Annotated in this window: 20 protein-coding genes; 6 read left to right on the top strand and 14 right to left on the bottom strand. The window is 42.0% G+C overall.

The genetic code is table 11. The features are described from left to right. Window positions 1-63 precede the first annotated feature (63 nt). Together NXZ84_RS07010 and NXZ84_RS07015 are read left to right on the top strand one after the other, a co-directional pair. Window positions 64-951 carry a MerR family transcriptional regulator gene (locus NXZ84_RS07010; protein ID WP_258839555.1) on the top strand — a complete coding sequence of 296 codons (888 nt, stop codon included), beginning with the start codon at window positions 64-66 and terminating at the stop codon, window positions 949-951. Window positions 952-1237: 286 nt separating this feature from the next. After that, window positions 1238-2872, top strand: a complete 1635-nt coding sequence (locus NXZ84_RS07015) for an esterase/lipase family protein (RefSeq protein WP_258839556.1) — start codon at window positions 1238-1240, stop codon at window positions 2870-2872. Window positions 2873-2878: 6 nt separating this feature from the next. Here NXZ84_RS07015 and NXZ84_RS07020 read toward each other — a convergent pair whose 3' ends face one another. Together NXZ84_RS07020 and NXZ84_RS07025 are read right to left on the bottom strand one after the other, a co-directional pair. Then, on the bottom strand, window positions 2879-3043 hold the full coding sequence (locus tag NXZ84_RS07020; protein WP_258839557.1) for a hypothetical protein: 165 nt from the start codon (window positions 3041-3043) through the stop codon (window positions 2879-2881). A 14-nt stretch (window positions 3044-3057) separates the two neighbouring features. Beyond that, a complete protein-coding gene (locus tag NXZ84_RS07025; protein WP_258839558.1) occupies window positions 3058-4041 on the bottom strand; it encodes a quinone oxidoreductase family protein in 984 nt (327 codons plus the stop codon). A 61-nt stretch (window positions 4042-4102) separates the two neighbouring features. Here NXZ84_RS07025 and NXZ84_RS07030 point away from each other — a divergent pair, with 61 nt between their 5' ends. Next, on the top strand, window positions 4103-4663 hold the full coding sequence (locus NXZ84_RS07030; RefSeq protein ID WP_258839559.1) for a GNAT family N-acetyltransferase: 561 nt from the start codon (window positions 4103-4105) through the stop codon (window positions 4661-4663). Between the two features lie 61 nt (window positions 4664-4724). Here the strand turns inward: NXZ84_RS07030 and NXZ84_RS07035 are convergent, their stop codons facing one another. From NXZ84_RS07035 to NXZ84_RS07060, 6 genes are all read right to left on the bottom strand, one after another. Then, on the bottom strand, window positions 4725-5594 hold the full coding sequence (locus NXZ84_RS07035) for a hypothetical protein (protein ID WP_258839560.1): 870 nt from the start codon (window positions 5592-5594) through the stop codon (window positions 4725-4727). A gap of 183 nt (window positions 5595-5777) precedes the next feature. Then, window positions 5778-6533 carry an amidohydrolase family protein gene (locus NXZ84_RS07040; protein ID WP_258839561.1) on the bottom strand — a complete coding sequence of 252 codons (756 nt, stop codon included), beginning with the start codon at window positions 6531-6533 and terminating at the stop codon, window positions 5778-5780. A gap of 55 nt (window positions 6534-6588) precedes the next feature. Continuing rightward, entirely contained in the window at window positions 6589-6807 is a 219-nt protein-coding gene (locus tag NXZ84_RS07045; RefSeq protein WP_258839562.1) for a hypothetical protein, read from the bottom strand. A gap of 225 nt (window positions 6808-7032) precedes the next feature. Continuing rightward, the gene (locus NXZ84_RS07050) at window positions 7033-8250 is read right to left on the bottom strand and encodes a stalk domain-containing protein (protein WP_258839563.1); all 1218 of its coding nucleotides are present in this window, start codon (window positions 8248-8250) and stop codon (window positions 7033-7035) included. A gap of 220 nt (window positions 8251-8470) precedes the next feature. Next, the gene (locus NXZ84_RS15100) at window positions 8471-8653 is read right to left on the bottom strand and encodes a hypothetical protein (protein WP_309495662.1); all 183 of its coding nucleotides are present in this window, start codon (window positions 8651-8653) and stop codon (window positions 8471-8473) included. A 34-nt stretch (window positions 8654-8687) separates the two neighbouring features. Beyond that, the gene (locus tag NXZ84_RS07060) at window positions 8688-8876 is read right to left on the bottom strand and encodes a DUF7948 domain-containing protein (RefSeq protein ID WP_258839564.1); all 189 of its coding nucleotides are present in this window, start codon (window positions 8874-8876) and stop codon (window positions 8688-8690) included. A gap of 399 nt (window positions 8877-9275) precedes the next feature. Here NXZ84_RS07060 and NXZ84_RS07065 point away from each other — a divergent pair, with 399 nt between their 5' ends. Beyond that, entirely contained in the window at window positions 9276-10106 is an 831-nt protein-coding gene (locus NXZ84_RS07065) for a DUF1259 domain-containing protein (protein WP_258839565.1), read from the top strand. A 580-nt stretch (window positions 10107-10686) separates the two neighbouring features. Here NXZ84_RS07065 and NXZ84_RS07070 read toward each other — a convergent pair. The 3 genes from NXZ84_RS07070 to NXZ84_RS07080 form a co-directional block, all read right to left on the bottom strand. Further along, window positions 10687-12708 carry a DUF7948 domain-containing protein gene (locus NXZ84_RS07070; protein ID WP_258839566.1) on the bottom strand — a complete coding sequence of 674 codons (2022 nt, stop codon included), beginning with the start codon at window positions 12706-12708 and terminating at the stop codon, window positions 10687-10689. A gap of 181 nt (window positions 12709-12889) precedes the next feature. Further along, a complete protein-coding gene (locus NXZ84_RS07075) occupies window positions 12890-13432 on the bottom strand; it encodes a hypothetical protein (protein WP_258839567.1) in 543 nt (180 codons plus the stop codon). A 119-nt stretch (window positions 13433-13551) separates the two neighbouring features. After that, on the bottom strand, window positions 13552-13800 hold the full coding sequence (locus NXZ84_RS07080) for a hypothetical protein (RefSeq protein WP_258839568.1): 249 nt from the start codon (window positions 13798-13800) through the stop codon (window positions 13552-13554). A gap of 16 nt (window positions 13801-13816) precedes the next feature. On the opposite strand from NXZ84_RS07080, the gene NXZ84_RS07085 reads away from it, so the two are divergent. Beyond that, a complete protein-coding gene (locus tag NXZ84_RS07085) occupies window positions 13817-14062 on the top strand; it encodes a hypothetical protein (protein ID WP_258839569.1) in 246 nt (81 codons plus the stop codon). Window positions 14063-14370: 308 nt separating this feature from the next. On the opposite strand, the gene NXZ84_RS07090 is transcribed toward NXZ84_RS07085, so the two are convergent. Then, window positions 14371-15180 (bottom strand): IS3 family transposase, encoded by an 810-nt coding sequence (locus NXZ84_RS07090; protein ID WP_258839570.1) that lies wholly within the window; start codon window positions 15178-15180, stop codon window positions 14371-14373. Window positions 15181-15314: 134 nt separating this feature from the next. Continuing rightward, window positions 15315-16844, bottom strand: coding sequence for a YifB family Mg chelatase-like AAA ATPase (locus NXZ84_RS07095; RefSeq protein ID WP_258839571.1), 1530 nt, complete (start codon window positions 16842-16844; stop codon window positions 15315-15317). 255 nt (window positions 16845-17099) lie between these two features. Here NXZ84_RS07095 and NXZ84_RS07100 point away from each other — a divergent pair, with 255 nt between their 5' ends. Then, window positions 17100-17660, top strand: a complete 561-nt coding sequence (locus NXZ84_RS07100) for a hypothetical protein (RefSeq protein ID WP_258839572.1) — start codon at window positions 17100-17102, stop codon at window positions 17658-17660. An 846-nt stretch (window positions 17661-18506) separates the two neighbouring features. On the opposite strand, the gene NXZ84_RS07105 is transcribed toward NXZ84_RS07100, so the two are convergent. Further along, window positions 18507-19262, bottom strand: coding sequence for a M10 family metallopeptidase domain-containing protein (locus NXZ84_RS07105; protein ID WP_258839573.1), 756 nt, complete (start codon window positions 19260-19262; stop codon window positions 18507-18509). Between the last annotated feature and the right edge of the window lie 122 nt (window positions 19263-19384).

Raw genomic sequence — 19384 nt, forward strand, 5'->3', positions numbered from 1 at the left:
ACTTCTTGTATAGTATATGTATAGATTGTACTATTTTTTTCTCGCGAAAGAGTGAAATAACAAATGTATAATATTCGTGCAGCAGCAGAAAAGACAGGTGTATCAGCAGGGACTCTGCGTGCCTGGGAACGTCGTTATGGTTTATCCCCTTCAGGTCGTACTACAGGGGGGCATCGCCTCTATTCTGAAGAAGATATTGCTACCCTTACCTGGCTAAAAAAACAGATAGAGGAACAAGGGCTAACCATATCTCGGGCGATAAAGAAACTATCCGTGCAAAAAGCAGTTTCTTTCTCTTCGCCTGCAGCAACCCCATCACCAATATCCACCAACACAGATCTACAAGAGGCACTATATGAAGCACTCATCTCCTTTCAAGGAAATCAAGCCCACTCCCTTCTTGATTACGGTTTTTCCCTCTACTCCCACGAACACGTTTTTCACTATCTCCTACTCCCGATTGCACAGCGAGTGGGAGATGCGTGGGAAAAAGGAGAAATCAGTGTGGCACAAGAACATCACGCTACACAACTGTTACTACAGCGTTGTTATCGCCTCATGGAAATATTTACAACACAACCCCACCTCCCTCATATGCTCGCACTCTGTCCCGAAGGCGAGCATCATCAGATGGGGCTTCTTTTCTTTACGCTCTTCTTACGCAAAAAAGGCGTGTCCGTAATTTATCTCGGTCCCAACACCCCCTCTGCTGGGTTAACACCCATAATTTCTCAACAAAAAATCTCCCATGTATGTCTCTCCATCTCTCAAACGGAACGGCAAAAGCAACTTATCCACCTCATTAATGAGTTACTTCTCCATCATCCTAAACTTCAATTTGTCCTCGGAGGAAAAGGGATAAAACGCATTCCTTCGCCGTACGATCAATGGGTGCTTTCAGAAGAAATAGATGCATGGGAACAGTGGTACAAACAAAACATTTTTCGTTAGAGCACAAACAAAGGGAGACTCACCAGAGTGAGCCCCCTTTGTTTGCTACTTAATCTTCTTCTTAAAAAAGCTTTTTGCCCTTTTTTTCCCCAGCTTCATCTCTTTTTTAAAATTGAGTATCACTTTTTTGATCATACTTTTTCACCTTCCTCTTTCTCATTACTACCACTATATGCCGAGTAAATCAGGTTGGTGAATGTGGAAGAACAAACCTTCTCGAAAAGGGTTCACACGATGAGTACCGAATTGATTGTAGTATAAAATTCCCTGCGAGAGGGTGACTCACTTGAATTTCATCGTACGCCGCTCGACATTGTTGATTTTGTGCTCCATCGTAGGAATATTACCACTTGCTATTCTACACGGATGTAAACAGCGACTCGCTGCACCTGCAGGTATAGTAGAAATGGGCAATGTTCTTTCCAAGAAAGAGCAAGCCGAATGGAAAAAAAAGAGTGAGACAGGGCTTATCCCTGGCACATGGTATGTAGGAGAAATGCCAAAAAAACAGGTCAAAGAAAAGCTTCCACTCGTCTTTGTTCAAGGGCTAGGATCCAATACGAGCACGTGGGTGAAAGGCTCCGACAACCTATATCAAACGGTTTACAAAGCTGGTTACCAGACCGCTTTTGTGCAACTATATGACGCTGCGGGAAGAGAATTTGCCGGTAGCCAATGGGATAATGGAAAAGTATTGGCCAAACAGCTACAAAAAATATCTCAACACTATGGACAAAAAGTAAATGTGATCGCCCATAGTAAGGGGGGTGTAGATACACAAACCGCCCTCATTTATAACGGGGCAGATGCTTATGTAAATAATGTAATCACCCTTGGGTCCCCGCACTACGGCTCCAACCTCGCAAATTTGACCCACAGCTGGTACGCCGGTTGGTTAGGCAAACTGCTTGGACAAAAAAGCGCTGGTACCTATGCCATGCAGACCGGACAGATGGATAGATACCGCCACCAAACAGACAATCACAAAAAAGTAAATTTACATGATTATTTCACCGCCGCAGGCACCGATTGGGGTGAGGTTGGCAGTTACCTCTGGATGGGAGGTGTCTACCTCAGCACCTATGGGGAAAGTGACGGCGTCGTCAATGTGTGGAGCACCCAATTGTCTTACGCCGACCATCTCTTTACCGCTGACACGTTAAACCATGATACGATCACTGCTGGGAAAAAGGTATTCCCCCGTATCGAAAAAGCTTTAACCGCTTCCAACTCACCATCACAAAACCCACCCCCGTCGCAAACCCACGGTGATAATGACAAATATCTACATGGAGGGGAACTTCTCCCCAACCGCACACTAGAGAAAGAAGTAGCCGTGCAGACAGGAGAAGAAAATGTGGTTATTCAAATATTGACCAAAGGTGAGGTAAACATCCACCTCGTCTCACCTACTGGACAGACATATACAAAGCAGAGCGAAGAGTATACCTTTGGTCAAGGGAAACAATATTTCGCCGATGCGCGTATTCAAGCATTTCAGCTCAAACAACCTGAGACAGGAACATGGAAAGTTACTCTTGAGGCAGATCACAAAGATGCCTACCTCCTCATCACTACCTTCGATAAACCCGAAATCGCCACCGTTGAAGTTGATAAAAGTGATCAAGGTGAGGTTCCTGTAACTGTAAAGATACGCACCCCAGAAAAATACGACTTAGATAGCATGAAGATGACCATGAGGGTGCTCCCTATGGATGAGAAGGAGCCTAACTTCTCCACCAATCATCATCTGTCTACTTTAAAGCAGCATGCATCACAGCCTCATCAGTTTACAGGGGTTTTTAACGATACAAGTCCCACCTCAATCTACAATATCACGGTCGATATCAGTGGAAAGCGAAACAACGGGCAACCCTTTCAGCGCACCCTTGTAAGTTCGGTATATGTGCAATCGCCTTGACAGCCCTTATGCCCCAATGGAGGGGCTGTCAAAGTTTCCTTTATGCATACTGATACCAAAGGGATGCCCCGCACTATAGCCACCTTCTACCATCAAGAAGGTATCTCCATAGGAAAAAGCAGAAATAAGTAACAGCTCACAGCCGCACCACAATCTATTTGCTAGTAACATACTATCTCTCTTCCTTATGCTATCGTTTCATCGACTCGTAGCAATACCTTCCCAATATGCTTCCTTTCCTCGATCAAGCGATGGGCGTCAGCTATATCTTCTAGTGGATATTCATTCCCCACCCTTATCTCTAACGCACCTTTAATAAGTAGTGTGAATACCTCATCCGCAACCTTTCTCAGCAGGTGTGGCCTTTTCTTTCGTGTTGTCCCCAGACTAAATCCAAGGATCGAGCGGCAACTAGCATGAAGCTGATTCGTTTGTATTTTTCCTGCCTCTCCACCGGAATTACCAAAATGAACGATTCTTCCATAAGGAGCCACACACTCCATACTCTCTTCCGTCACACTTCCTGCGATCGAGTCGAGGACAATATCAACTCCTTTTCCCTCAGTCCACTTATTTACGCTCTCAGAAAAGTTATCATATGTACAAACATGATCTGCTCCTGATTCCCTAACTACAGCCGCTTTACCCAAATTGCTCACTGTCCCTATCACTTTTCTAGCTCCCAAGTATTTTGCTAGTTGAATCGCTGTTGTTCCCACCCCACCCGATGCCGCATGGATCAATACACTTTCACCTGGCTCTATTCGAGCCACATCACGCAGTAGTGCAAGTGATAAAAAAGAGACTGTTGGACACGCCGCCGCTACTCTCATCGATACCTGGTCGGGTATTGGAAAGGTTAAAACCGCCTCTGCTACAACATACTCCGCATACGCACCTTCCTTAGGAAAAGCGACAACGCGCTGTCCCCTTTTAATCCCTACCACGCCTTCTCCAAGTTCTTCAACCACACCTGCAACATCCAGTCCTAAAATTAGTGGAAACAATCCTCTTGCTTTTTTTCCTGTCCGATTTTTAATATCAGCAAAGTTAACACTTGTATTAGCCACCCGAATCAATACTTCACCTGCACCCACCTGCGGCTTCTCGATTTCACAAACTCGTAACACTTCTGGACCACCAAACTGCTCTATCACAATTGCCTTCATTCATGAACTTCCTTTCGTTTTAGCCTATGATATACTTACAAAAAGCGACAAGGAGGATACCATGATTTCACTCAAACAGCTAACTCAGGAAGATGCGCCCCAGCTTTTCGAATTCGAATGCCAAAACCGCATCTATTTTGAAAGCATGATCCCTGGACGCGGGGATGATTATTACCATTACCCCACTTTTCTCCAGCGCCACGATGCTTTACTAACTGAGCAAGCAGACGGTCTTTCAACCTTTCATCTTATTCTCGACGAGCATAAAAGAATCATAGGTCGTATCAACTTGGTTGACATCCACCATCACTGTGCCCATATCGGCTACCGGATTGGAGAACACCACGTAGGAAAGGGAATCGCAACTAACGCACTCACTCTTTTAATCTCACATACGCGTAAACTGAAGCTCATCCATACCTTATACGCCAAAACCACAACCACCAACATCCCTTCTCAGCGAGTGCTCACCCGTAATAACTTTACGTGCACTCACACTGAAACACTCGACTGCGAGGGGGAGTCTATACAATTTCTCCACTATCAACTATCTTTTCATCCTCCCCATGAGGAAGATTTACCATCGGAAATCGCGTCTAACGATAAGATATACTCCGAATAACAAAGAACCACTTCTATCCACTCCTAGCATATCAAAAAAATGACCGCTCCTCGAAGTGGTCTCATTTTTTATACACACACTCTCTCAACAACGAAGTGATCACCCCAATAAAATAATCCGACTCGCTTTTCAAGTTTTGAATTAATGCCTGTAATATCGAATCTTGCAGTACGGTTTCATTTCTCTTTAACAACTTCTCCAAAAAAGCGACAAACGCTTTACTTTGCTCTAATGAAACCACAGCCAGCTTATTCACTGTTCTTTCCACAAAAGGATCCGCTTGATCTTTCTTGCGAAGTAAAGATTCCAACAATTGTTGAGACACATTTTTAACGGCCGTAAATTCCGCTCTAAACCGTAACAGTTTTTCTACATCCTTTTCGCCCAATGTAGGCTTCCATGTATATATAATTGTATTTCCGATCTCTTGATTTTTCCAAAAACAAATCTCCCACGCTTTCTGTACTGCAGAAGAAGGTGGGGTTACTCTTTTCTGCTCATGTTGGTGTTTACTTTCTTTCGCAAACGAATCTAAAATACCGAGGAAATAATCCGATTCTTTATTAATATTATTTATAATTCCTAATAACCTCGCATCCGTACGTATCACTTTACTAGTAGCAGATATCTCTATATAAAAACGAAGAAATCTTTTTGTTTCATTTGTAGAAACCTTAACTAATCGCTCAATTTTTCTCCACAACGCCGTTCCATTCGTCTCGTGCTGTGAACGGGCAAGTGTCTCCATCAATGCAACCGCTTGACTTTCAATCCCTTTAAAAATGGTTCGAAAACGCACCAATTGCGTCTCAATACTAGTCTCCAGTCCAGGATTCCATATCTGAATATTCGTATTTCCTACTAATTGGTTTGACCAAAAAACTATCTCCCACACAATTGCGGCAGGAGACCTCTCTACTACTCGTTTCATCATCCCACTCCCTTATATTAGCTGCACTCTTCATATCCTATGCACCTCTAGTATTTTCGGTCATAGGTTAAGATATAATTAAAACTAAAGAGGGAGGGGTAAGGCTTTTCATCTAGTTCTTTCTATACACAAACTTAAGAGTAATCACCGCGCTCAGAATCTCTTATGTACAATGGTAAGCGATTAACCCTTCCCATCCACTCCATACCACTCCACCGCATTTTGAAAAAGAACCTTCTGAGCCATACCTTCGCCCACAGTCTCCGTGATCCATTGAATATCCAAATCCCGAAATGGGCGGGCAGCACGCGTAGATGGTAAATCAGTCCCAAAAAGAAGAGCATTAGGATTAACAGCTACAATTGTACGTAATGATTCCTTAATATCTACCTCTGTTCTACCAAATCCTGTCGCTTTTACCCTCATGCCTCGATCTACTAACTGGAGTAAAGTGGGGAACCCCGCTCGAGTTAAACCAAGGTGATCTATTGAAACTGCTGGCAGTCGCTTGATCACGGAAGCTATCTCTGGGAGAAAACGAGATTCTATATACAATTCGACATGCCAACCTGCTAACTCATACACTCGCTTCGCTAAAGCCTCTAGGTTTAATATAGATTCTGATCCTCCTCGTCTAACATTAAACCGAACAGCTCTCACCCTATTCCGATGTAGATAGGTAATCTCTTCATCTGTAGCCGAAAATGGCAACTGGGTTACTCCGACGAACATCTCGCCTAATCGAGATAAAGCATCGAGAAGATAGCTTTGATCAAACGCTTGAAACGAACCAGAAACAACCGCTCCCCCCACAATGTCAAGGTGATCTGTCCGCTTGCAGTAATCTTTCACTGTATATGAGGGTGGTAGATACTCTTGATTTTTAATTAGAGGAAAACGGGGATCAATTATATGAAAATGAGCATCAAATATTCCCATCAGTTACCCTCCACTGTATGAAATCCAACGATTATGTACGATGAAAGCTATTATCCTATATGGAATAAATCTGTTCTTGCTCAGAGATTCCGTTTTCACCGACACTTGATTCTAGTTGCTGTCGTTCGTACTCCTCTTGTTTTTGGATATTATAAAACACGAAAATATAAGAAATTGCGGTGATAACAATTAAGATTATCAATGAAACATCAAAATAGTTTATTTTTTTAAGATTAGATTTCTCTCTAGACTGCTTCCCCTTTTTTCTACTCAACAAAATAATCCCCCCTATGTAACATAAATGAAAATATAAATTACTCTATCACACATCTATTCAAAATACTAGTAATTAACTCCTACAATCTCAGTTAATCGTGCTCCCAGTACGATCCCTAAAGTAATAAAATAGCCCTAACACTTATATGTGTCGCGGGCTATAAATATGGTTCAAACAGAGCTAACTCTAAACTCCTGTAATATCTTACTATAGCCCATATGACTAAATCTCAGTTTCCTTATCATCTGAGAGCAGGGTACACCCTCGACCATCAGATGCTACTGTTTCTCCAATAAGAAAACTCTTAACATCTTCAAGAACAGCTGCTTCTTTTTGAATTTCTGAATGACCTGAGCCGTATGCTCTTTTACATTGAATATTACTTGTATACTTGCTTAGATAAAATGCGCTTTCAACACTGACCACACCATCGGTATGAGTGTACTTCCCTGTGATCCATGGATGTACTATTTCTTGTCTTCCTGCATAAGAGAGTACACTTATATTTCCCGGAAAATTACCTCTTCTACTATAATGATATTTGATTGCATCAGAACCTATCGCCAAATCCCTATAAGCATCCCCTTCCTTATATAACTGCGCCAAATTAGCAAGAGGTGCTCCGTTTAGTGGACTACCTAAAGTAACTAATTTTTTCACATACTTTCCATTCGTATCAACAATATGTCTAGTTAGAGCGAGCCCACCCATGCTATGAGTGACAAAACTCATATTTTTAGCACCGAATTCATTTGAAATGTATATAGCTGCTCTATTCACCCAGACTCCTTGTTTATAGAAAGATGCCTTGTTATCTTCAAATTCTAATGAAATAAGAGGCGAAGCTACTGTTCCACTCACTACCTTCTCAGAACTTAAAGTCCCATTTGCTGCAATTCTAATTCGATGAGTGATTTGAGAGAATTCATTGGACAACTCTTTAACAGCTGTATTAAAAGTGTTGCTAGATGAATTGAGTCCATGAACAAAGACCGTTGGCACAACATTAATCTCAATTGTTTGAGTGGCGCTTATCCAATTCACTTCAAACCCCAGAGCCTCAGCCACGTCTCTAATAGGTACATAAGTACTACCGTTTTCGATATAGGGAGGATCAATACCTACGGTTTTAGTAGATGTACCCATTATTAAATAAGCATAAGACCTATTACTTTTCACTTTCAATTCTCTTCCATTCGTTTTCGCAACCGCTTGTTGTGTCGAAGAGTCCCAGTATACATACGCGCCTAATGCCTCAAATATTTCCCTAAACGGAGCATAAGATACACCGTTTTTAATTACAATCTCCCCTTCAAGCACTTTATACTTCCCATTTACAGATAATTTTGTAGATGTTGCGGCATTTACTGGGGCGATAGGAGCAATTTGAGATAGAAATAATAGAATCGTGATGACTGTAAGTAATGATCTCTTAAACAATTAAATCACCTTTCTTTTTTCGATTTTTACATTATCTTTGCAAAGAAAAAGAAAAAATTACTAGACAGAACTTATATATTATATATAAATACAATACTCACGTATATAGGTAAAATTTTGAAAATAATATACTATACTGGGGAGATTTTTAGGGTTTTTGTGGCACGTCCTACTCTTGGAAAGGGGTTGTTATGAAAAGAAGTAGGGCTTTGATCCAAAGTTAAAAACCAGTCTCTCCTCCTCCTATACCACGCCTTCCTCTTGGCCCTATTGGGCCTTGTGATCCAGTAGCTCTCGTATGAGCTACTTCACCAATTGGATCCGTGGCTCCCGTAGCCCCCGTGGCACCAACAGAGGTTAGTGATCCTACTTTTAAGACGAAAGCATCCTGGGCTCCACCCAATTGACTCTGGAAAGCCGCTAAGGAAACGGGGAAATCAGATGGGATGGACGATCACATCTGATTTTAACTGCTCCTCAATCCCTGAGAACACCACATCAATCCCTGGCCATACCCCTTTAAAAATGACTTGCTCATACCCATGCCCACTTTGCGTTAACCCTGCAGGCAGCACTTCATTGCATGTGTCCACAAAACGCAACATCAGTTCATCAGATCCATTCAATACCCTGACTGAAACATAAGCTTTACCCTCCGTCCCTCTGCTACAAAAAAGCCCTCCTTATCTTTTCTGAACAGAGGAGCTTGCGCCCCCTCTAAAACCTCCGCCATCCCGTCTCACTCCTCGAATCATGTTAATTTAAATTTATGATTCGATCCCCTTGCCTCAGACGATGAACTCCCTCTCGAAAAATTTAAATCAACAAAACTTTAACTTTATCCCAGCTTTCGATAGCGGTGGTATAACAAACTTTATTAACCCTGTTAGCAATAAAAAGGCACGAAATATAGTTATCTATTACTATCAAATATATCAATACGTAAATACTATACACTATAACTAATTTCTGAATATATATAGAAGCAGAATATAAGTAAAAAAGAAGAAGGAGTTGATTAACTCATGAATATTACCCCAGTAGTCTGTGAACAATTAGGAAGAATCCTTGATGCTAGAGTTGTTGCTGTTTCACAACCAGGCCCTTCCTTTTGTATTGTTCGAAATCTGAGACCCTTTTCGGCTACCATTCTAGATAAAAACTCAACAGAAATTCGGGAATGTCTCTATTCATTTCAACAAACTAACATTAGCGGTCAAACATTGAACCTTGGTTGGATAGCTGTACTAGAGAATGAAGTAACCCCATTAATGAATATGTTATCTGCTCAAAACATTACCGTAACTCAATCGAGAGATTTCTCTTTATTCACCTCTCCACGAGTGATCTTAGTATATTATCAAGTGATAGAAAATCCATTTGTAACCGCAGTAAAGTTGAGAAGAATTATGAACACGTTAGGAACGGTTTTTCCTCCGCGTGTACCTCCTACACCTGCGTTTGAAAGATTATGTAGCACATTTGCACAGATTGTGCGAGCAACTGACGTAATCAATGTAACCTCAGGATTTTGTGAAACAATCGCTGTCCGTAGAATACCCACAACTATTGATGGGCAGCTAGCGACTACTTCCCTTGTTCTCCCAAGGAGGTTTTTATTTGAATCTCTTGGATCAGATGGAAGAGCACTATGCCAAGGAACTGTAGTTCTATTACGAAGCGAAGTGCTTACATTTTTAAATGCAATTCGCCGACAAGGAGGATTAATTGATGTTTCAATCAATGGGCGCTACTTTACTCAGCCGGATCTAAATTATTTCACCTATATCGCTTGTGAAAACCCCATTGTGTTTGCTCAAAAAACCAGTAGGGCACTAAGATCAATTGGGCTTTAATATGAGACTTTACTACAAGGAAACGAGGTAGACTAGACTGGGTCAGTGACAATAGATTAGACTCAGCCGATCATGACGAAAATAAAGCAGCCACTAGTACAACTTCGATGATCCAGAGTAAAGTCATTTTCTCTTGACGCTGGAGCTCGCTCACCTGGTTCAACGCGGATGTCAGCTAATAGACAAGATCTGAACTACGATGTCGTTCCTGTAAGCAGTCATCCAATCTATCCACGTCAGACTCCATTAATTCCGTGACTTCTTCAATCCATATTTATGTAAGTTTGCCACATAGGTAGTTAATAACCTTCACCTTATTATATATCCATCCAGTAGATGTAAAATCGAAGTAGTTCTCACTAAAGTGTTTACATCGTCCTATGTACTTGTTGTCGTGAACCGCCATTCGTCAGCATCCCGCTCGGTGCCATGAGCAGGATGCTTCTTACTGTCTGTTTACAGCTTTCCTTGCGCTTGATCTCTCCGGTAACGCCCTGTCAACTTTCTTACATGCACATGCATCAACCATTTGCTACCTCATTGTTTTTACATGGGTCGACGCTTACGGTACTTGATAAATCTATAGGCCAGACTCCCCTCCCTCTACTCCACGCGGACCTCTTGCGCCTCTCTGTCCACGAGGACCCTGTGGGCCGGTCGCGCCGATCGCACCGGTTAGCTGACCCAGTTTCATAACAAAAGCATCAGCATTTCCCCCGAATTGTTTTTGAAACGCTTGAAAAGTGACGGGAAAATTACTAGAAAAAGTTTCCCCTGTTAAATAGGTACTTCCTATTGCATCTAAAGCGACACCAAACCCCCTTTCGTCATCACTGCCACCTAGAAAAGATGAAAAAGAAATCCCTCGTCCTGAAAAACTTAATTGTGTGATAAATGCATCAGAAGGTCCGTCCAATCTATTTTGAAAAGCATCTGAGGTGATCGGAAAATTGCTCGAGAATGTTTCTCCAATAACCCAAGCCGATCCGAAGGCATCGACTGCGATTCTAAAACTAGCATCCAGGGCATCCCCTCCCAAAAACGTAGAGTATACCAACGAGCTCCCTTCTTCATTGATCTTGGTAACAAAGGCATCAATTTCACCGCCTCCAAATACCGTCTGAAAAGAATCAGGTAAGATAGGAAAGTTGGTTGAGCGGGTAAATCCTGTCACATAGGCGTTGGTCGCACCATCTAAAGCAATCCCTACACCATTATCATCTTGACTTCCCCCTAAATAGGTCGAATAAATGAGATCATTGCCTGCTGCATTTATTTTAGTAACAAACGCATCATTTAATCCCCCTAACATCGTTTGAAAAGCCCCATTCGTGGTTGGAAAATTCGTTGAATCTGTCTGTCCGGTTACATAAGCATTCGTTAATTTATCCAACGTAATACCAAGACCAACATCATCTCTATCTCCACCTAAAAAGGTTGAATAAATCAAGCTGCTTCCCGCTGGGCTTAATTGTGTTACAAAAACTTCAACGTTTCCTCTGAAGATCGTTTGAAATGCTCCGCCCGTTATCGGAAAATCCGTTGAGACTGTTCCTCCAATTACATAAGCATTTCCATTTTCGTTGATCGCAATATCAAAACCAGAGTCTACACTACTTCCCCCAAGGTAAGTGGAATAGAGGAGGGAAGAACCAGTCGCGTTAAGACGCGTCACAAAGGCGTCAGTTCCCCCACCGAATAGTGTTTGAAACGCGCCGGACGTAACGGGGAAATCAGTAGATGTTGTGCTTCCTGTGACAAAAGCCTGGTCACGCGAGTCGACAGCAATCCCACCAACAACGATACTAGAAAATTCTGAGCTACTTCCCCCCAGGTAGGTCGAATAAATAAGGGAAGTCCCGGTAGCATTCAGTCGAGTGATAAAAGCATCAAAGTCTCCTACCAATATCGTTTTAAATGCTCCAGTTGTGATAGGAAAATTCGCAGAATTCGTAATTCCTTTAATATAAGCTTCACCTTTTGCGTTAACCGCAATCCCCCTTGCCCTATCAAAATCATTTCCTCCGATATAAGTAGAGTAAAAAACTACAGGATCGATCAAGAGCGGCAAGGTAACATTATAAGAAGTTAGAGAAAATCCAATTGAAGAATCGTCAAAGAGGCGAAATGCGGTGGAAATTGATCGTTTCTCTCCGTGAACCCACTGAAAGCTGATCGGTTTTTCTTCACGAAGGACTCCGCATGAAGTTTGGATCAAGAGATCACCATGCTCGTTTAGTGTAATAGCGTCACTACCTTCGTACCTTAAACGAATATTATCTACCTCAGCACCTGCATAGACCATCACGTCATACTTCAACTGTTCGTTAGTTCCAGAAAAAATAATATCGATACCTTTCCATACTTCTCTATATATAACCTTATTTTCAAGTGAATCTAGCTCCATATCCACTTGCGGATAAGCGTCTATAAACTGCAAAGAAAGGCTCGCATCCTTTTCATCTGTGGAAAACTGAAAATCGACTCTATCCCGATAAAAGAAAAAACTACATCCTTCCCCTTCTCCCTGATATAAAAATTCCGTCTTCGTCCTTCTATCTCCAGGAACAAAAACCATCGGGCGTAAATCAATTTGATGCACTTTGGCATTCCCCCAATAATCTCACCTATTGATAGTTATATATATGTGTACTCAGAAAAAATTGGAACTAAATTATACTGATGCGCATTAATCGGCCACTCTTGGCGTACTCATATTTTCACTCAAACAACCTTGATCCATCACCAGCCGCTCGGACAAAGAACAACTATACACCATTTATTCACATGGATTCTCTCTTTATTCTCATTATCGGGTCCTGGTCGTGAAACGCAATACATATAGGAACAAAACTTTCAATACCCCCACAAGCCTTTTTAAAAGATACTACTGTTCTTGCCACTAGATAAAGAGTAGAACCCAGTGCACTTTTCGTCGTGTCAAAGCCGTTCTTCAGATATAAAACACCAAACTCCTCTAGCTCTGGACCTTCTATAGTTTTCGTCCAGTCACAAGCCCACTCATCCTCTTCCAATTCCAACGTATTGTAATCATCACATATATAAAAATTACTGCTCCAATCGTTATCTAAATCATACTCAAAATAAACAGCCTTCGATCGACTTCTTTCACCTAATGCCAATGATTTTATTATTCCAGACCTCAATTCTCTAACATAGTTGTCCATGTTAATGTTGTTAATTGCATTCGCTTGTGATACACCAGCTAATTCCTTACATATATTGTAGTACCTATTGTTTATTTCAACATAGGACATTTGAAATAAGTTCGCCTGCATCTCTGTTAAGTAATCATAAATATCCATGTGGGCTCTCCTTTTATATCAAAGCTTGCAGTTTGACCCGAGTGCCACTATTATAAACGGTGACTCTCATAGCATTTCCATCATCTTAAGTTGAGTTATTACGATATAATTGTATAGGATTATGACAAATGACAAGTGCAAATATTCATGAAAGTGACGAGTGTATACCACCCGTCACACGGTTTTCGATCTCCGCCGATTAAATGGCGGTTTTGCGGACTGCTATTCGTCAGCATCCCGCTCGGTACCACGAGCAGGATGCTTCTTACCTGTTTACGGCCTTTTCGACCATGCAAGAACCTTATCAATGAGGTAAGGGCTCCTAATGCATAGTAAAAGGCTTTTACCAGCCAAAGAAACCATTTCATAGCGGTGAATCTCCTTTTGAAAGGAGATTCACCGCTATCCACTCCTGCGGGCTTAGCCCTTTCATATCAAGGGGTTCATCATTCCCTTTTTACTCCAGCAGATGGTAGGTTAGACGGCTTCATAGATGGTAACTTAGTAGAAGGCTCCATGCTCACAACGAAAAGTGAGTATAGAGTATCTACAGAGCTACTACCGAGTGGTCGTTACAAATCCCGCTCCTATTATCGGAATACAGAGATCAAAACATCAAAAAAACGCTAATGTTCTTTTCTACTTAAGTATTGTTATTTTTTAATGTAGTCTATAAATGACTTAATCGCAAAAAATAATCCGATTAATCCAATTATCAAAACTATAAGCCAGAAAGGATTGAAATAGTGTTGCATTTGGCTCCACTCCTAAGTATTCATGTATATCTTATTGTAACCTAAGGTATAACCGTTAAGGAACCTCCTGAATAATAGATAGTGGACTTGAGTCAATAAGTGAGACAGTAAAAAGTTAAGTCTAAGCTGACAGAGATTGAGTTGACCTGGTCAAGCAAAGTTGTAAAGGTCATTAGAATAAGATTAAGCTAAACGTGCCTCCATAGGGGCTTTTCCACCTAAAGCACTGTGGGGTCTTACATGCTGGTAATAACGAAAGATATAATCTGTGATGAGATTATTGAGATGTTCATCGTTCTTGATGACGTAATGATGAAGGTGCCCATTTTTCAGCTTGCCAAAGAAAAACTCCATGGGTGCATTATCGTAAGGACATCCCGCCTTACTCATGCTTTGTTTGATGCCGTTCTGCTCACAATAATGGATAAAAGCTTTGGAAGTGAACTGAACCCCTTGATCACTATGTAAAATCAGTCCTGTCGTTGGGGAGTGTTGATCGAGAGCTTGTTGCAGGGTTTCGATGGCTAAGTCTGATGTAATATACGAGGCGGTTTTCGTTGCTACAATGCTACGATCCTTCAAATCCAGAATGGAACAATTGTATCTCATCCGTCCATTTGACAGGCGGATATAAGTAAAATCCGCACACCACCGCTGACCGGTGTGAGAAGGAGAGAAATCCTGGTTAAGAATATTGGGAAATACTTTGTGGGGCTTTCCCCTTAGATAAGATGGTTTCCTTTTATAGACAATCGAACGTAGGCTGAGTTCTTTCATATATTTATGAACGGTGATCAGACTAAACGATTGACCTTCTTTGGAAAATTGACGCTGAACCATTCGGTAGCCCATTTTTCCGTTATAACGATGGTAAATATCCTTGATTACCGATTGAGTCTCTTCCTTCCGCTTGTAGTACGCCGCTTTTCGTTCCTTTCGGTAGTTGTAGTAGGCATGGGGAGATAGTTGGAACCGTTTGAGTAGCCATCGCACACCGAATAGTCGCGATTATAGTAAGTATGACGACCATACTTCTCTTCATAGTGTCACTTCCTTTTACTACACGTCATATTCCCCTATGTTTGCAAAAATTAGAGAGAGAAATACAAACCAGGGTTTCGTCTTCTTCACCCCCACCACTTTCGATCCAATGTCCGATACTGGATCGCTTCGGCTACGTGTGGCAGTTGAATTTCTGGCTCCCCTCCTAAATCAGCGATGGTACGGGCCACTTTTAGGATGCGGTCATGGGCACGGGCACTTAACCCTAAGGCATCAAAAGATTGCTTTAGGAGTTGGTCTGTCTCTTTGTTTATCTTACAATAGCGGCGGATATATGCAGGGGGCATCGCTTCGTTGTGTAAAATGGTGGTACCGTCAAAGCGTTCGGCTTGCCGTTTGCGGGCTTGTACAACACGCTGACGAATGCTGATTGAGGATTCTTCTTTTGTTCCCTCAGATAAAGTCTGATAATCCACTCGTGGGACTTCCACGTGAATGTCCATCCTATCCAACAAAGGGCCAGAGATTTTAGAGCGATAGCGCTGAACTTGTAGGGGGGTGCAGGTGCAAGCCCGGTCTTGTTCATAGCCATAAAACCCACACGGGCAAGGGTTCATCGAAGCGATTAACATAAAGTTAGCTGGAAAAGAAAAAGTAGCACGAGCTCGGCTAACGGTAACATGGTGGTCTTCTAAAGGCTGGCGTAATACTTCCAATGCTCCCTTCGAAAATTCAGGAAGCTCATCTAAGAATAAGACGCCACGATGGGCGAGACTTACTTCGCCCGGTTTAGGGATGGAGCCACCGCCGATCAAACCTGCTGGAGAGATCGTGTGATGCGGGGCGCGAAACGGCCGATGAACTTCTCGCTTCCCCTTCTGAGTTAAAAGACCCCCAATGCTACGTATCTTTGTGACTTCAAGCGATTCACTCGCCTGCATCGGAGTAAGGATAGAGGGTATCCGACGTGCCAACATCGTTTTTCCCGATCCAGGTGGTCCAATCAGAAGAAGATTGTGCATACCTGCCGCCGCTACTTCCATGGTCCGCTTAACATGGCGTTGACCTCGGACATCAGCAAAGTCTGCGGGAACATCTTTCGTAGTTGCTGCTGTGATAGAGGTGAGCGGAACCGGAGGTGCTTCTTCGTGACGTAAAATCGCCGCCGCTTCCTGTATCGTATTAGCTGCAAATACGATCATACCAGCAACCAGACCCGCCTCTTCTGCATTGCTAGCAGGGACGATTACTTTACGAAACCCTCCCGCTTTGCCGGCAATCACCATCGGTAACACACCTGCCAACGGGCGCAAACCACCATCGAGCGCCATCTCCCCTAACAACAACCACGAATCACTCTCTTTCCATATCAATTGCTCACTTGCAAACAGCACACCCAATGCGATTGCAAGATCAAAACCTGACCCTTCCTTACGTAAAGCTGCAGGGGCTAAATTCGTCGTGATGCGCTGTAATGGGAATGAATATCCGCTATTTTTGATAGCGGCACGTACACGATCTCGCGCTTCCCGTACTGCAGAGTCAGGCAAGCCCACGACATCAAATGCAGGCAGGCCATTACTAATATCCACTTCCACTTCAACCACTACTCCATCTAATCCATGTATCGAACAGCTATACAATTTTGCATACATGATTGCTTTCCCCCTACCCCAAGCGAACAAACCTCATTTAAGGCTACTCCATACAATAGAGCTTCCATTTCTTACGTAAAAATTCCTTCCTCTCTAGAAGTTTCTCACTCTCTTTCCAAATGAGCTTACTCACAAATGGAAAAATGAGCGTGTATTCAACGAAAGAACTGTACAAACCGCTTCCATATAAGATAGGATAAGAAGGATAGAAGGCATTGTCCAAGTCACTATGTAACTTAGCAAGGAGGGAACTTCATGTTTTCCTTTATCAAACAACTATTTCAATCTACTCCTCCACAAGAAAAGAGTGAAGAGCGGGAGCTATGGTATAACGAATTACAAGCGTTAAAAAAAGAAAATGATAAGTTGAGGCAGAAAATGTTTGCTAAAGAGAAAAAGAAAGCGGAGCCGCGGAAAATACATATCGAATTCTTCCTCTATGATCCTCATAATCGGGAAAATGCTGCTTACTCCGAGTCCGACCTAAATCGCTATCCCATGATGGGATTTACTTTGCATGCCCTCGATGAAAAATCTCCTTGTCCTAGCCCCGTTAAATATATGGTGCAAGGGTTAGAAGATACATTTACATCATTAAAAATTACGTACCACGCTGTAAACGAACCTGCGCTATATAGCTTTTTCGTCAATATTAAATCATTTCCCCAAGTGGAAGTGAAAAAGAGCATCTATCTGCTTTTTCATCAATTGCGTGCGTGGCAGGAAAATAGCTCCGATAAGGTCTCCTTACGCATCCATGTTGGGGGCGATGAATTACACCAAGAACTGTTAGAAAATCACCAACAAGCCGGTTAATCCATTCTCCAGCATCCAAAAATAATGATCCACTCTTTCATTGTTAAAGCTTAAAAGGATACGGGGCAAATTAGTTCCGCATCCTTTTATAATAAAACCTACTATATGAAAACCCTCTCTTGAGGGATGATACCTCGCTATCTTCCTCTATCACCACTTCGCATTTTTAATAGATACACACACCCATCCTCTTGCCACATAATGCATTCTCTACCCGCTAAACTCTCCTCCCGCTCCTCCGTGGACCTTGCCTTTACGATCCGATAGCTCCAGTCGAACCCGTTGCACCTATCTGCTCCCAAAAGGAATTCCTTGACCAGAAAAGCTCATCTGCGTCACAAAGGCATCATCAGCTCCTGCGTGGCAGCCTTGAAACGCATTGAATGTGACAGGAAAGTAGCATCAACTCAGAAACCTCATCTAGTGTATATCGACTCCCTCTGGCACAAACGTATCTAGATTCCCTACTCTTCGCAACATACATGTCTTCATCATTTCTTCTGTCACATCCCTTAAACTACAATCAACCATCTTTATGCTCTTCATTCCATACCCGTCCATAGGATAAATCATAATGTTTTATCCTATGATTCAACATCTATTTTGGGTAAATTAAGATTAGTGAAACCCCGTCTATGTAGAAGAAGTAAATCGTAAAGCCGTTACATATGCCGCATCCGGGGTGACAAAGTCTCAGCTTCTTTCTGAAGATAGGAGCACGATCGCCACCACATGGATGAAATGGATCCGTTTATGAATATAAAGAAATCCTAATATCTTAAGTGATACCCAGAAACAGAAGAAGCGCTAACCATATGGTTAGCGCTTCCACATGTTTAATCCATTCTACAGTTGATATAACTCTTTTACAGGACCAATATCTATACTACTAAGTTCTAATTTCTTTTCAGAATACGGTTTATGCACTAGATGATTAAACCCTTTGTACATGACTGAGCGAGTATCGTCGGTATGATCTAAGCCCAACACATGACCCAATTCATGAATAACTGTAAAAAGGTAACTCCAACCGTTAACCGTGAAATCATCTGTACCTATTGCTTTTTTGATTCCATCTACATTGACAGTAGAATGGGGAACTGATTTCACACTATTTACTGTGTGCTGAACAACCATTTCTGAAAACTTCTTGTCTAGTGCAAAGAAGTTAATTTTTACTGTGCCACTGTTTATTGGGAATGGAAACTTGCTCGGAGTGGAAGAGAAATTGGATGGAGTCGGGGAATACTGATCTCCACTTTCATTTTTAAACCACTTAAGTGTCCCCCCCATTGAAAGGGGTGTTTCTGCATAAATGTAAGGGTATACCACGATATTGTTTTCGCCCAAAGCGCAGTCAAAGGCACCCCCGTTATTTTGGATTGAGGGCACACGTAGTTCAAAAGCCTTCACCTCTAGCCTCTTATTCCAATGCTCCACCGCTTCTTCTGTTATACTATTAAGAATACTCTCTAAATCAGTGTAATTAATATTATAGTTTGCTTTTTGGTAAATTGATTTTAGTGTTGCAGAAAACGGTGAAACCGTTATTCCAATCGGAAATTTACCCACTTTTGTACCATCAAATGTTGGACCTGCCAAAACAACCATCTCCCTTATTCAATCTAATTTTGTCTACAATATCATGATATACAAGCACTTCCTCAGAGATTCATCAAAAATATGAAATTTTAAAAATATACTCTCTCTATTATTAAACTACA

It is taken from the genome of Mechercharimyces sp. CAU 1602, from assembly GCF_024753565.1.
Classification (GTDB): Bacteria; Bacillota; Bacilli; order Thermoactinomycetales; family JANTPT01; genus Mechercharimyces.

Excerpts from the sequence above, each read along its gene's own strand:
- NXZ84_RS07010 (WP_258839555.1), top strand. The coding sequence starts at position 64 with ATGTATAATATTCGTGCAGCAGCAGAAAAGACAGGTGTATCAGCAGGG.
- NXZ84_RS07100 (WP_258839572.1), top strand. The coding sequence starts at position 17,100 with ATGTTTTCCTTTATCAAACAACTATTTCAATCTACTCCTCCACAAGAA.
- NXZ84_RS07080 (WP_258839568.1), bottom strand. The coding sequence starts at position 13,800 with ATGAAATGGTTTCTTTGGCTGGTAAAAGCCTTTTACTATGCATTAGGA.
- NXZ84_RS07035 (WP_258839560.1), bottom strand. The coding sequence starts at position 5,594 with ATGAAACGAGTAGTAGAGAGGTCTCCTGCCGCAATTGTGTGGGAGATA.
- NXZ84_RS07095 (WP_258839571.1), bottom strand. The coding sequence starts at position 16,844 with ATGTATGCAAAATTGTATAGCTGTTCGATACATGGATTAGATGGAGTA.
- NXZ84_RS07040 (WP_258839561.1), bottom strand. The coding sequence starts at position 6,533 with ATGGGAATATTTGATGCTCATTTTCATATAATTGATCCCCGTTTTCCT.
- NXZ84_RS07065 (WP_258839565.1), top strand. The coding sequence starts at position 9,276 with ATGAATATTACCCCAGTAGTCTGTGAACAATTAGGAAGAATCCTTGAT.
- NXZ84_RS07030 (WP_258839559.1), top strand. The coding sequence starts at position 4,103 with ATGATTTCACTCAAACAGCTAACTCAGGAAGATGCGCCCCAGCTTTTC.
- NXZ84_RS07025 (WP_258839558.1), bottom strand. The coding sequence starts at position 4,041 with ATGAAGGCAATTGTGATAGAGCAGTTTGGTGGTCCAGAAGTGTTACGA.
- NXZ84_RS07020 (WP_258839557.1), bottom strand. The coding sequence starts at position 3,043 with ATGTTACTAGCAAATAGATTGTGGTGCGGCTGTGAGCTGTTACTTATT.
- NXZ84_RS07075 (WP_258839567.1), bottom strand. The coding sequence starts at position 13,432 with ATGGATATTTATGATTACTTAACAGAGATGCAGGCGAACTTATTTCAA.